The sequence below is a fragment of the Nonomuraea sp. IBHARD001 genome (assembly GCF_056106265.1).
Map to the genome: position 1 here is coordinate 1038864 of NZ_JBWBBW010000002.1, position 12107 is coordinate 1050970.

13 protein-coding genes and 1 riboswitch are annotated in these 12107 nt (G+C 69.9%); of the genes, 7 read left to right on the plus strand and 6 right to left on the minus strand.

Annotated elements, in window-relative coordinates; all coding sequences use genetic code 11:
* Position 1 precedes the first annotated feature (1 nt).
* Positions 2 to 499, minus strand: a complete 498-nt coding sequence (locus tag ACTWNK_RS07260) for a MarR family winged helix-turn-helix transcriptional regulator (protein ID WP_474302987.1) — start codon at positions 497 to 499, stop codon at positions 2 to 4.
* Between the two features lie 87 nt (positions 500 to 586).
* Between ACTWNK_RS07260 and ACTWNK_RS07265 the strand changes: the two genes are divergently transcribed.
* From ACTWNK_RS07265 to ACTWNK_RS07285, 5 genes are all read left to right on the plus strand, one after another.
* A complete protein-coding gene (locus ACTWNK_RS07265) occupies positions 587 to 1438 on the plus strand; it encodes a sugar nucleotide-binding protein (protein WP_474302989.1) in 852 nt (283 codons plus the stop codon).
* A gap of 190 nt (positions 1439 to 1628) precedes the next feature.
* The gene (gene groES / locus ACTWNK_RS07270) at positions 1629 to 1940 is read left to right on the plus strand and encodes a co-chaperone GroES (RefSeq protein WP_184712660.1); all 312 of its coding nucleotides are present in this window, start codon (positions 1629 to 1631) and stop codon (positions 1938 to 1940) included.
* Positions 1941 to 1999: 59 nt separating this feature from the next.
* On the plus strand, positions 2000 to 3622 hold the full coding sequence (groL, locus tag ACTWNK_RS07275) for a chaperonin GroEL (protein WP_474302991.1): 1623 nt from the start codon (positions 2000 to 2002) through the stop codon (positions 3620 to 3622).
* Between the two features lie 282 nt (positions 3623 to 3904).
* Positions 3905 to 4543, plus strand: coding sequence for a sigma-70 family RNA polymerase sigma factor (locus ACTWNK_RS07280; RefSeq protein WP_474310860.1), 639 nt, complete (start codon positions 3905 to 3907; stop codon positions 4541 to 4543).
* Positions 4540 to 4731, plus strand: a complete 192-nt coding sequence (locus tag ACTWNK_RS07285; protein WP_474302993.1) for a hypothetical protein — start codon at positions 4540 to 4542, stop codon at positions 4729 to 4731. The genes ACTWNK_RS07280 and ACTWNK_RS07285 overlap by 4 nt, the downstream gene beginning before the upstream one ends.
* Here the strand turns inward: ACTWNK_RS07285 and ACTWNK_RS07290 are convergent.
* Entirely contained in the window at positions 4692 to 5069 is a 378-nt protein-coding gene (locus tag ACTWNK_RS07290) for a DUF5319 domain-containing protein (RefSeq protein WP_474302995.1), read from the minus strand. The genes ACTWNK_RS07285 and ACTWNK_RS07290 overlap by 40 nt on opposite strands.
* A gap of 113 nt (positions 5070 to 5182) precedes the next feature.
* Positions 5183 to 6190, minus strand: coding sequence for a helix-turn-helix transcriptional regulator (locus tag ACTWNK_RS07295; protein WP_474302997.1), 1008 nt, complete (start codon positions 6188 to 6190; stop codon positions 5183 to 5185).
* 440 nt (positions 6191 to 6630) lie between these two features.
* Here ACTWNK_RS07295 and guaB point away from each other — a divergent pair, with 440 nt between their 5' ends.
* Both guaB and ACTWNK_RS07305 read left to right on the plus strand, forming a co-directional pair.
* A complete protein-coding gene (gene guaB / locus ACTWNK_RS07300; protein ID WP_474302999.1) occupies positions 6631 to 8112 on the plus strand; it encodes an IMP dehydrogenase in 1482 nt (493 codons plus the stop codon).
* Positions 8113 to 8166: 54 nt separating this feature from the next.
* A complete protein-coding gene (locus tag ACTWNK_RS07305; protein ID WP_474303001.1) occupies positions 8167 to 9282 on the plus strand; it encodes a GuaB3 family IMP dehydrogenase-related protein in 1116 nt (371 codons plus the stop codon).
* A 169-nt stretch (positions 9283 to 9451) separates the two neighbouring features.
* Here the strand turns inward: ACTWNK_RS07305 and ACTWNK_RS07310 are convergent, their stop codons facing one another.
* The 3 genes from ACTWNK_RS07310 to ACTWNK_RS07320 all read right to left on the minus strand — a co-directional run bounded on the left by ACTWNK_RS07310 (position 9452) and on the right by ACTWNK_RS07320 (position 12106).
* The gene (locus ACTWNK_RS07310) at positions 9452 to 10324 is read right to left on the minus strand and encodes a bifunctional 5,10-methylenetetrahydrofolate dehydrogenase/5,10-methenyltetrahydrofolate cyclohydrolase (RefSeq protein WP_474303003.1); all 873 of its coding nucleotides are present in this window, start codon (positions 10322 to 10324) and stop codon (positions 9452 to 9454) included.
* A gap of 12 nt (positions 10325 to 10336) precedes the next feature.
* Positions 10337 to 10419, minus strand: a riboswitch (ZMP/ZTP riboswitch).
* Between the two features lie 117 nt (positions 10420 to 10536).
* Positions 10537 to 11226 (minus strand): hypothetical protein, encoded by a 690-nt coding sequence (locus tag ACTWNK_RS07315; RefSeq protein ID WP_474303006.1) that lies wholly within the window; start codon positions 11224 to 11226, stop codon positions 10537 to 10539.
* 46 nt (positions 11227 to 11272) lie between these two features.
* Positions 11273 to 12106, minus strand: coding sequence for a class II fructose-bisphosphate aldolase (locus ACTWNK_RS07320; RefSeq protein ID WP_474303008.1), 834 nt, complete (start codon positions 12104 to 12106; stop codon positions 11273 to 11275).
* Between the last annotated feature and the right edge of the window lies 1 nt (position 12107).

Sequence of the window (12107 nt, forward strand, 5' to 3'; positions counted from 1 at the left end):
TTCACAGGGCGGTGTCGCCCAGCGAGAGCAGGAGTTTGCGCAGCAGGCCGTTGAGCTGCTCGCGTTCGGTGTCGGTCAGGCCTTCGAGCAGCCGGCGCTCGTTGTCCAGGTGGCCGGCCTGCACCTCGTTCATCAGCCGCAGGCCTTCGGGGCTCAGTGTGACCACCACCTGACGCCTGTTGCCCGGTGCGTTGGCCCGGGTGACCAGGCCGCGTTTGACCAGGCGGTCGACCCTGTTGGTCAGCGCGGCCGAGCTGACCATGGTGGCCGAGGCCAGGTCGCCCATGCACATGGTGTGCTCGCCGCCTCCGCGCTGCAGTGCGGCCATCACGTCGAACTCCCAGCCTTCGACGCCGTGCCCGGCCAGGTGCGTGGTGACGCCCTTGCCCATGATCCTGGCCGCCCTGTTGACCCGGGCGACGGTGGCGACGGGGGTGAAGTCGAGGTCGGGCCTGGCCCGGCCCCACAGCTCGACGATCTGGTCAACGGCGTCTTCCATGTGGTCACTCTATCAACACTTTGACATCGAAAGGTTCGATGCTACGGTTGCCACGTTTCCATGTCGAAGTGTTTGAGGGTGAAGATCATGAAGGTTCTGGTTCTCGGCGCCACGGGCTACATCGGCGGCGTCCTGGTCGAGCGGCTGACCGAGCAGGGACACCAGGTCGCCGCCCTGGTGCGCGAGCGCGTGCCCGGCGGCGTCGAAGACCTGCGCAGGGGCGACCTGGGCGACCCCGCCTCCGTCGCCGCGGCCGTCACCCCCGACGTCGACGCCGTCGTGCACGCGGCCGTGCTCACCGGCGACCGGGACGTCGACCTGGCCACGGCCGCCGCCCTGGCCGCGTCGGGCAAGCCGGTCCTGTACGTCAGCGGCATCTGGGTGCTCGGCCCCACCCGCGACGGCCACGAGGACAGCCCGGCCGACCCGATCCCGATCGTCGGCTACCGCCCCGAGGTCGAGCAGGCCATCCTGACGGCCGGAGGCACCGTGATCAGACCGGCGGTCGTGCACGGCAGGGGCGGAGGCGGCATGGTCGTCACGCTCGCGGCCCTGGCGGCCGAACGCGGCGTCGGCGTCTACGTGCAGGACGGCGACGAGGTGCCCACCTGGACGTTCGTCCACGTCGACGACCTGGCCGACCTGGTGCTCGACGTGCTCGCCAAGGGGGAGCCCGGCCGGGTCTACCACGCGATCGCCGAGGAGGCGGTCGAGCTGACGGCCGTGGCCGAGGCGGCGGCCAAGGGGGCGGGCGTACGGGTCGCGGCCGAGGCGTGGCCGCTTCCGGAGGCGGCGGGCGCGTACGGCGAGGCGTTCGCGGGCGCGCTCGCACTGAGCCAGCGGGCGAGCTCGGCCAGGACCCGGGAGGCCCTTGGCTGGAGCCCCTGGAGGCCCGGCGTGGTACGGGAGCTGTCGGAGGGCGCCTACGCTCGTAGCTGACCTGGCCTACGCCCAGGGCTGATCGGCGCGGTTCGTGTTGACTGTCAAGGCCCTCTTGCATATGTTTCCTGTTGGCACTCTCCCCTTGAGAGTGCCAACATCAAAAGCGACGAGACAGGTCTGGCACCCGCGACGGCAGACCACTGGTCGCCTCTTCTAGATCATTCAAATCTGAAGGGGAGGTCCGATCGTGACGACCGCCACCAAGGTTCCCGTTAAGCCGCTCGGCGACCGCATTGTGGTTCAGCCGCTTGAGGCCGAGCAGACCACCGCCTCCGGCCTGGTTATCCCGGACACCGCGAAGGAGAAGCCCCAGGAGGGCAAGGTCCTCGCGGTGGGCCCCGGCAACTGGGACGAGGACGGCGACAAGCGGATTCCGCTCGACGTCAAGGAGGGCGACGTCGTCCTCTACAGCAAGTACGGCGGCACCGAGGTCAAGTACGGCGGCGAGGAGTACCTCGTGCTCTCCGCCCGTGACGTTCTCGCCATCATCGAGAAGTAAGCCGTGAGAAAGCCCCGGGCCCGAGTGGCCCGGGGCTTTCTACGCTGAGAGGACTCATCATGCCGAAGATCCTGGAGTTCGACGAGGACGCCCGCCGCGCGCTTGAGCGCGGTGTCAACGCCCTCGCCGACGCCGTCAAGGTGACGCTTGGCCCGCGCGGCCGCAATGTGGTCATCGACAAGAAGTTCGGTGCGCCGACCATCACCAACGACGGCGTGACCATCGCCCGCGAGGTCGAGCTCGACAAGCCGTACGAGAACCTGGGCGCCCAGCTCGCCAAGGAAGTCGCCACCAAGACCAACGACGTCGCCGGTGACGGCACGACGACCGCGACCGTCCTGGCCCAGGCCATGGTCCGCGAGGGTCTGCGCAACGTGGCGGCGGGCGCCTCGCCCCTGTCGCTCAAGCGCGGCATCGACAAGGCAGCCAAGGCCGTCAGCGAGATCCTGCTCGCCGCGGCCCGCCCGGTCGAGGACAAGAAGGAGATCGCCAATGTCGCGACGATCTCCGCTCAGGACGCCAAGATCGGCGAGCTGATCGCCGAGGCGTTCGACAAGGTGGGCAAGGACGGTGTCATCACCGTCGAAGAGTCCAACGCCATGGGCATGGAGCTGGAGTTCACCGAGGGCCTGCAGTTCGACAAGGGTTACCTGTCGGCCTACATGGTCACCGACTCCGAGCGCATGGAGGCCGTCCTCGAGGACGCCTACATCCTGCTCACGCAGGGCAAGATCTCGTCGATCGCCGACTTCCTCCCGCTGCTGGAGAAGGTCGCGCAGACGAAGAAGGCCCTGTTCATCGTGGCCGAGGACGTCGAGGGCGAGGCCCTGGCCGTCCTGGTGACGAACAAGATCCGTGGCACGTTCACCTCCGTGGCCGTCAAGGCCCCGGGCTTCGGTGACCGCCGCAAGGCCATGCTGCAGGACATCGCGATCCTGACCGGCGGCCAGGTCGTCTCCGAGGAGATCGGCCTCAAGCTGGAGCACGTCGGCCTCGAGGTGCTCGGCACCGCCCGCCGCATCGTCGTCACCAAGGACGCCACGACCATCGTCGACGGCGCCGGCGACGCGCAGGCGATCGAGGACCGCGTCAAGGAGATCAAGATCGCGGTCGAGCAGTCGGACTCCGACTGGGACCGCGAGAAGCTCCAGGAGCGTCTGGCCAAGCTCTCCGGCGGTGTGTGCGTGCTGCGTGTCGGCGCCGCCACCGAGGTGGAGCTCAAGGAGAAGAAGCACCGCCTCGAGGACGCGATCTCCGCGACCCGCGCCGCGATCGAGGAGGGCATCGTCTCCGGCGGTGGCTCCGCGCTCATCCACGTCTCCAAGGACCTGGACGACCTGGGCCTGACCGGCGACGAGGCCACCGGCGTCGGCGTCGTGCGCCGCGCGCTGGTCGAGCCGGCCCGCTGGATCGCCGAGAACGCCGGTCTCGAAGGCTACGTGGTCACCCACAAGGTCTCCGAGCTGCCCGTCGGCCACGGCCTCAACGCCGCGTCCGGCGAGTACGGCGACCTGCTCGCGCAGGGCGTCATCGACCCGGTCAAGGTCACCCGCTCGGCGGTCCAGAACGCCGCCTCCATCGCCGGCATGCTGCTGACGACCGAGGTGCTCGTCGTGGACAAGCCCGAGGAGGAGGCCCCGGCCGCCGGTGGCTCCGGTCACGGACACGGCCACGGTCACTGATCACGCCGCTGTTCGAGATCACGTACGGCCCGCGCCATCTAGGCGCGGGCCGTTTCGTTTTTGGCAGAGCTAAACCATTGGTACGGCAGGCAGGTAAACCATCCGCACCGGCAAAGCGTCTACGGGTCTGACATTTTTCTCCCTTATTGGCTTATCGCATGAAATATTCGGTGACGCTAAAAGCCCTAGTGTCGTCGTTCGATTACGCCCCGTTATCGTCGCCTCAATGTGACCAATCCGTAGCCGTTCGCGATGACGACAGGCACGATCAGTGCGGGCATCATGCCTAACGTGAGCGAGGGAAGCGTCGCCGACGCCAAAAGCGGGGTAAGGCTTGCGCCGAGACTTCCTGCGAGACCGGGTGAGACCGATCTCAGGGAACTGACGAGCCTCGCCGTTCAGGGGGATCGCTCTGCGATCGAGACTCTGCTCGGCGAGCTTCGCCCTATGGTCGTCCGATATTGCCGGGCCCGGCTCGGCCGGGTTTCCGGGCAATATCACATTGCCGATGATGTGGCACAGGAGGTGTGCATCGCCGTGCTGTCGGCGCTGCCGAGATATCGGGACATCGGCAGGCCGTTCGCCTCGTTCGTGTTCGGCATCGCCTCGCACAAGGTGGCCGACGCGCTGCGTAGTTCGGTCCGCTCCGCCGTACCCACTCAGGACCTTCCCGACGGGCCTGACGACGGTCCTGGGCCGGAGGAGACGGTGGTGCGCTACATCGAGGTCGAGCATGCGCGCAGGCTGCTCTCACGGCTGCCTGACAACCAGCGCGAGCTGCTCATGCTCCGGGTGGTGTCGGGACTGTCGGCCGAGGAGACCGGTAATGTACTCGGCATGTCACCAGGAGCCGTCCGCGTCGCCCAGCATCGGGCGCTGGCCAGGTTGCGGCAGATGGCCGAGCTGGAGTCGACCGCTTGACCCCCGCCCATCCGGTGCGCAGGGTGGGCAGCAACCCGGAGGTGGCTGTCACCGACATGATCGTCGAGGCCCTGGCGCGCAGACAGCCGCCGCCGCATTCCGACGATCCCGCCGTGCGCCTGCTCGTCGCGCTGATCGACGACGTCGATCAGCGGCGGTCCTCGGTGTCGATGACACCGTCGGCGTAGCCCCTGGCGTACTCCCAGCTCACATAGTCCGTGGGGTTGGGCTGGAAGGCCGGCTCGTGCACCTGGGGCCGGCCGAGGTCGATCATCTGGCGCAGGTTGCCGCGCAGCAGGTCCCAGTCGAAGAAGTGCGGCTCGCCGCACTCGGGACAGTCGAGAACCAGGCCGAGCACGCCCTGGGGCTCTAGGAGCGACCGGAAGACCTCCACGTCGGCCAGGTCGGAGACCGCCTCGTCACGCTCGGCCGCCGTGAGCGGCTCCGGGTCGTCCATCTCGCCCAGGGCCGCGCTCGGATCGTTCGGATCATCCGCGAACGGGTCACGGGGCACGTCTTCCAGCACGCTTCTCACCTTATGACCCACGAGGTAAAAACAGGGCCTACACCCGCCAAGCGCGCCGAGGTGGGTCGTTCGGCGGGCGAAAAGGACGCATCTCGCCTCCTTGGGGCCCTGTGTCAGGACAGCCAGCCCCTCCTCGCCGCCTCGACCCCCGCGTGGAAGCGCGACTGCGCGCCGAGCTCGCCCATCGCGTCGGCGAACCTCGCCCGCACCGTGCGCACCGAGACGCCCAGCTGGCGGGCGATGGACTCGTCGCACATGCCCTGGGCCGCCAGCCGCAGCACCTGCAGCATGCCGTCGCGGCGCCTGCCCCACGGCAGCGGCAGCGCACGGCCCCACAGCTCGTCGAAGAGCGTGCGTAAGACGCCCACGACGATCGGCGCCCGGACGAAGGAGAAGTTGTAGGCGTGCTCGGGCAGATTGCCGCCCCACAGCGGAGGCAGCCCGGCCGCCTCGGGCCCGGCGATGAGGAACCAGCTCGGCACCTTGTCCAGCGTGCGTGCCTCACCGCCGCTCTCGATCATGCGCACGAGCTGGTCGCGTACGCCGGGCAGGACCAGGGTGCCGACCGGGATGATCATCCGCAGGTTCACCAGGTCGCGGCGCTGGGCCTCGATCCACTGGTCGGCGAACTTACGGACGAAGTCGAGCATGCTGCGGTCGTCGGGGATCGCGGTGAGCAGTTCGAGCGGCGGGGCCTGGACGGCCATGCCGATCACGCTCTCGTAGAGCTCGTCGGCGCCGCTGACCGTTTCGATGGGGAACGGCCCGCTCTGGTAGTCGCGCCCGGCGTCGTAGTCGCGGATCAGGCCCCGGATCGAGCCCAGGGCCGAGTCGATCTGCCGGCTCTCCTCGGCCAGCCGGTCCAGGCGTTGCGCGATCAGTCTGCCGAGCGCCGACGCCGGGTGCCTGGCGAGGAACTCGCTCGACTTCTGCTCCACGATGCCGAGCCGTACCAGCCCGGCGAGGCGCTCGCCCACCTGCTCGGCAGGGTCGTTCATCGCCTCGGCGAGCTCGGTCAGCGTCGCTCGGTGTAGTCGGAGGACCGCGGCGTACAGCGAGGTCTGAGCCGGGTCCAGGCCCAGGCTCTCGAGAGAGTCGATCGTCTGGGAGTCGTAGCGCATTGGCGGAGCTCCAGGATGGGACGAGACGTGCCGAGAGGATAACCCGGTTAACACCCGCTGTCCGGGTCTTGCGCGGACTCACAGGCAGTCATGTGCAACTTCGTGCAATTGCACGTTTTCACATTGCGATGTGCCAGCGAGTGACGCACGCTTAACCCAGCGTCGGCAGTGACGCGGAGTGCGCGGCCATTCGGACACGGAGGGGGGTTCGGTGGCGTTAGGGCGCCCTCGCGGAATTGCCGGTGGCCGGGGGATCGGGCGGATCACCGACCGACCGATCCCCCGGCTTTTTGCATGGCCGGGAGGACGACGGACCGTGGGGGTCATCGTCCTCCCGGCTCTGTTTTAGGGCCTTGCCCTCCGGTCGTTTGGAGCCGGGGCCTAAACTGACCTCTGGGGGTTCTCCCGCCACAAGCGTGCTTCGGAGGGGTCAAAGCAGCATGTCCAAGTTCACCGAAACCGGTCTCACCTTCGACGACGTGCTGCTGGTGCCCGCGTATTCAGATCTGCAGCCGGGTGACGCCGAGACCACGACGCGCCTCTCCCGTGGCATCACGCTGTCGATTCCGCTGGTCTCGGCCGCGATGGACACCGTCACCGAGGCCAGGATGGCCGTCGCGATGGCCCGTCAGGGCGGCATCGGCATCCTGCACCGCAACCTGTCGGTCGAGGAGCAGGCCCAGCAGGCCGACCTGGTCAAGCGCTCGGAGGCGGGCATGGTGACCAACCCCGTCACCTGTTCGCCCGACCACACGCTGGCCGAGGTCGAGCGGCTGTGCGCCACCTACCGCATCTCGGGCGTGCCGGTCACCGACTCCACGGGCGTCCTGCTCGGCATCGTTACCAACCGTGACATGCGTTACGAGAGCGACCAGAGTCGTACCGTGCGCGAGGTCATGACGAAGATGCCGCTCGTGACCGCGCCCGTCGGAGTCTCGCGTGACGACGCCTTCGCGCTGCTCAAGGCCAACAAGATCGAGAAGCTGCCGCTGATCGACGGCGAGGGCAGGCTGCGCGGCCTGATCACCATCAAGGACTTCACCAAGAGCGAGCAGTACCCCCTCGCCACCAAGGACCGCAGCGGCCGACTGGTCGTCGGCGCGGCGATCGGCGTGGCGGGCGACGCCGAGGAGCGGGCCAAGGCGCTCATCGAGGCGGGCGTCGACGTCATCATCGTCGACACCGCGCACGGCCACTCGCGCGGCGTCTGCGACATGATCGCCAAGATCAAGTCCAATGCCGGCATCGATGTCATCGGCGGCAACGTCGCCACCCGCGCGGGCGCGCAGGCGCTGGTCGACGCGGGCGCCGACGCGGTCAAGGTCGGGGTCGGCCCCGGCTCCATCTGCACGACCCGCGTCGTCGCGGGCGTGGGCGCGCCGCAGGTCACCGCCATCCACGAGGCCTCGCTCGCGGCTGCTCCGGCCGGTGTGCCCGTCATCGGCGACGGCGGCCTGCAGTACTCAGGCGACATCGCCAAGGCCATCGCCGCGGGCGCCGACACCGTGATGCTCGGCTCGCTGCTGGCCGGATGCGAGGAGTCGCCCGGCGAGCTGATCTTCATCAACGGCAAGCAGTTCAAGTCCTACCGGGGCATGGGCTCGCTCGGCGCCGTGCGCAACCGCGAGCGCGGCGGCGTCTCCTTCAGCAAGGACCGCTACGCCCAGGCCGACGTCGGCGGCGAGGACAAGTACATCCCCGAGGGCATCGAGGGCCAGGTGCCCTACCGGGGCCCGGTCGCGGCGGTGGCACACCAGCTCGTCGGCGGCCTGCGCCAGGGCATGTGGTACACCGGGTCGCGCACGATCGGCGAGCTGCACGAGCGCGGCCAGCTCATGCCGATCACGGCGGCGGGCCTGAAGGAGAGCCACCCCCACGACATCCAGATGACGGTGGAAGCGCCCAACTACCACCGCCGCTAGAAGTCGTTGACCATCGCCAGTCGCAGCAGCCAGTCGTAGAAGGACGTCCAGAACATGACCCAGGTGGAGATCGGGCGCGGCAAGTCCGGCCGCCGCGCCTACGCGTTGGACGAGATCGGCCTCGTGCCGTCACGGCGTACCCGTGACCCCGAGGAGGTCTCGATCGCCTGGCAGATCGACGCCTACCGTTTCGAGCTGCCGATGCTGGTGGCTCCGATGGACAGCGTGGTCTCGCCCAGGACCGCCATCGAGATCGGCAGGCTCGGCGGCCTCGCGCCGCTCGACCTCGAAGGCCTGTGGACCCGCTTCGAGGACCCGTCCTCGCTGCTGGAGGAGTGCGCCGCCCTCGACGCCGAGGCGGCCACGCGCAGGCTGCAGGAGATCTACTCGGCCCCGATCAAGGACGAGCTGATCGGCCGCCGCATCGAGGAGATCCGCGCGGCCGGTGTCACCACCGCCGTACGGCTCTCGCCGCAGCGCACGGTCCAGCACCACAAGGCGGTCATCGACGCGGGCGTCGACATCTTCGTCATCAGGGGCACCACGGTCTCGGCCGAGCACGTCTCGGGCCGGGCCGAGCCGCTCAACCTCAAGCAGTTCATCTACGAGCTCGACGTGCCCGTCATCGTCGGCGGCTGCGCCACCTACACCGCGGCGCTGCACCTCATGCGCACGGGCGCGGCCGGGGTGCTGGTCGGGTTCGGTGGCGGCGCCTCGCACACCACGCGCACGGTGCTCGGCGTCGCGGTGCCGATGGCAACCGCGATCTCCGACGTGGCGGCGGCCAGGCGTGACTACATGGACGAGTCGGGCGGGCGCTACGTGCACGTCATCGCCGACGGCGGCATGGGCACGTCGGGCGACATCGCCAAGGCCATCGCGTGCGGCGCCGACGCCGTCATGGTCGGCTCGCCGCTGGCCCGTGCGGTCGAGGCGCCCGGCCACGGGTTCCACTGGGGTTCGGAGGCGCACCACCCCGAGCTGCCGCGCGGGCGCAGGGTACAGTTCGGCACCGTGGGCACGCTGGAGCAGATCCTGCACGGCCCCTCGTCGGTGGCCGACGGCTCGATGAACCTCATGGGCGCGCTCAAGCGCACGATGGCGACGGCGGGCTACTCCGACATCAAGGAGTTCCAGCGCGTCGAGGTCGTGGTCGCACCGCAGAGCTAGTACGCGTGCGCTGGGCATGAGCAGGAACGCCCGGCCGGGGGATCGCTCCCTCGGCCGGGCGTTTCGCGTGTCCGGTGAGCTCGGCAAGCGCTTGGGGGTTCGTGTGTCCCGTGGGCTCGCGGTGGGCTCGCCTTGGTCGTGGGCGGGCGCTCGTGGGTCAGCTCGTGGGTCAGGTGGTGGCGTTCTCGGCCGCGGTGACGGCGTTCTTGAAGAGCATGGCGACCGTCGTCGGGCCGACGCCGCCCACGCGGGGTGTGATGGCTCCGGCGACCTGCTCGACGGACTCCTCGACGTCCGGCAGCAGCCTGCGACCCTCGTACCGCACACCGCCCCCGACGACGACGGCGCCGGGCTTGACGTGCTCGGGCTTGATGATGCCGGGCACACCCGCCGCGGCGATCAGCACGTCGGCCCGGCGGGTGTAGCGCTCCCAGTCGGGCACGCCGGTGTGCACGACGGTGACGGCGGCGTTGGCCGTGGGCCGCTTCTGGCTCAGCAGCAGGGCCAGCGGCCTGCCGAGCGTGGCGCCCCTGCCGAGGATGACCACCTCACGCCCGGAGATCGGGATGTCGTAGTACGCCAGCAGCGCCTCGATCCCGGCGGGCGTGCACGGCAGCGGGCCGGGCATGCCGAGGGCCAGGCGGCCCATGTTCAGCGGGTGCATGCCGTCGGCGTCCTTGTCCGGGTCCATCGCACGCAGCGCGGCCCCGTAGTCCAGATGGCCGGGCACCGGGTACTGCACCAGCAGCGCGTGCACCGCCCGGTCGTCGTTGAACGCGGTGATGGCCGCGTGCAGGTCCTGCTGGGTGGCGTCGGCGGGCAGATGCACGTGCGGCGAGACGAATCCCAGCTCGGCGGCCTGACGCTGCTTGATGCGGATGTATCCGGCGCTGGAGTCGTCGTCGCCGACGAGGATCGTCGCCAGCGACGGCGTCACTCCCTTGGCGGCCAGCGCGGCCACCCGCTCGGCGACATCGGCGAGGATGCGCTCGGCGACGGGACCGCCGGGCAGCATGCGGGCTGTGGACACGGTGTCGGACATACGACTCCTCGCTCGCGGGGCCCAGGCGGTCGGCTCCCGCGACGAGCTCCCCGATGGTCGCTTCCATCCCTGAGCCGCCAGTCGCGCTTCGCCTCCAGCATGCCGCATCCAGCCCACCGCCCAGGCCGCCGGGGTCGGCATGACGCCGCTCCTGCCGATGCCGCCGTACCCGACACCGCTCCGTCGTACCCGGTGCGGTCTGCACCCGGAGGTCAGCCCCGGCTGCGGCGCCGCCGTACCGTGAAGGCGAGCACGACCGCCAGGGCCAGGCCGAGCACGCCCGCGGCGGCGACGGCGACCGTGGCCCAGTCGGGGCTCGATGCGCTCACCTTGGCGCCGGGGGCGTCGGGCCCGGCCGAGACGGTCGAGGAGGGGGCGGGAGGGGGCGTGGGCGGGCCCAGGACGGTGAGGAGGTTGGAGTCGATGGGGCGGGCCAGGCTCTCCTGCGGGGGCACCAGCTCGTCGCCGGGTCGCAGCGCTCCTACGCCCTTCTTCAGCGCGACGTTGCCCGCGCACAGCGACGTCGACAGGGTGACGCCGGGGATGTCGTCGAACAGGCCCGAGCTGCCCGACCTGGCGAACACCAGGTAGCGGGTGCCGATCTCGAAGGTGTAGCCGCAGGCCGCGCTGTCCACATTGGTGGCGATCGTGTAGTCGGCAGCAGGCCCGCCCTTGTAGATGTTGTCGGGCCTGAAGGTGTAGACGATCGGCGGGCGAGGGCCGGTCGCCGTCTGCCCGCGGGCGGGCTTCGCGGCGCTCACCGTGCCGGTGAAGACGAGCGAGGACGAGCTCACCGCCTCCTTGGCCTCGAACGGCACGCACGAACACGCGCAGGCCGAGGTCGAGCCGCCCACCAGCACGGAGCAGGCGAGGGCGAACACCGCCAGCAGGCGGACCGTCATCGGACGCAGGGTCATATCCCCAAGACGGGAACGACGGCCGCGCGGTTCACGAGGGCGAAAGGACGCCGAGGAGATGGGCGACCTCACGGGCCACCGCGTCCCGGCCGCTCCTGACGTACTTACGCGGGTCGACCACGGCCGTGTCCTTCGCCAGATGGTCGCGTACGGCCGAGGTGAACGCCTTGTTGAGGTGGGTGGCGATGTTGACCTTCGTCATGCCGTGCCGTACGGCCTCGCGCAGGGTGGCGTCGGGCACGCCGGAGGAGCCGTGCAGGACGAGAGGCACGGGCACGGCGTCGTGCAGGGCGGCGATCAGGCCCAGGTCGAGCACGGCGTCCTTGGTGGTCATCGCGTGCGAGCTGCCCACGGCGACGGCGAGGGCGTCGACGCCGGTCCTGGCGACATAGTCGACGGCCTCGTGCGGTCTGGTCCGTGCGCCGGGCGCGTGCACGCCGTCCTTGCCGCCCACCTCGCCCAGTTCGGCCTCGACCCAGGCGCCGCGCTCGTGGCACCAGGCGGCGACGGCCGCGGTGAGGGTGAGGTTCTCCTCGTCGGGCAGTGCGGAGGCGTCGAACATGACCGAGCCGACGCCCAGCCCGACGGCCTCCTCGACCAGCGCGCGGTCGGTCGCGTGGTCGAGGTGCACGGCGACGGGCACGGCCGAGGCCCGGGCGACCGCGAGCGCGGCCAGTGCGATCGGGGCGAGCGCGCCGTGGTAGCGCACGGCGTTCTCACTGATCTGCAGCACGACGGGCCGACCGGCGGCCTCGGCGCCCGCGACGATCGCGGTGGCGTGCTCCAGCAGGATCACATTGAACGCGCCGACACCGCTCCCCGCCGGGGTGGCGGCGACGATGTCGCTGATGGCGACGAGGGGCATG

Coding starts and splice junctions, on each gene's coding strand:
- ACTWNK_RS07260 (WP_474302987.1), bottom strand. CDS start 499: ATGGAAGACGCCGTTGACCAGATCGTCGAGCTGTGGGGCCGGGCCAGG.
- ACTWNK_RS07265 (WP_474302989.1), top strand. CDS start 587: ATGAAGGTTCTGGTTCTCGGCGCCACGGGCTACATCGGCGGCGTCCTG.
- groL (WP_474302991.1), top strand. CDS start 2,000: ATGCCGAAGATCCTGGAGTTCGACGAGGACGCCCGCCGCGCGCTTGAG.
- ACTWNK_RS07280 (WP_474310860.1), top strand. CDS start 3,905: ATGCCTAACGTGAGCGAGGGAAGCGTCGCCGACGCCAAAAGCGGGGTA.
- ACTWNK_RS07295 (WP_474302997.1), bottom strand. CDS start 6,190: ATGCGCTACGACTCCCAGACGATCGACTCTCTCGAGAGCCTGGGCCTG.
- guaB (WP_474302999.1), top strand. CDS start 6,631: ATGTCCAAGTTCACCGAAACCGGTCTCACCTTCGACGACGTGCTGCTG.
- ACTWNK_RS07305 (WP_474303001.1), top strand. CDS start 8,167: ATGACCCAGGTGGAGATCGGGCGCGGCAAGTCCGGCCGCCGCGCCTAC.
- ACTWNK_RS07310 (WP_474303003.1), bottom strand. CDS start 10,324: ATGTCCGACACCGTGTCCACAGCCCGCATGCTGCCCGGCGGTCCCGTC.
- ACTWNK_RS07315 (WP_474303006.1), bottom strand. CDS start 11,226: ATGACGGTCCGCCTGCTGGCGGTGTTCGCCCTCGCCTGCTCCGTGCTG.
- ACTWNK_RS07320 (WP_474303008.1), bottom strand. CDS start 12,106: ATGCCCCTCGTCGCCATCAGCGACATCGTCGCCGCCACCCCGGCGGGG.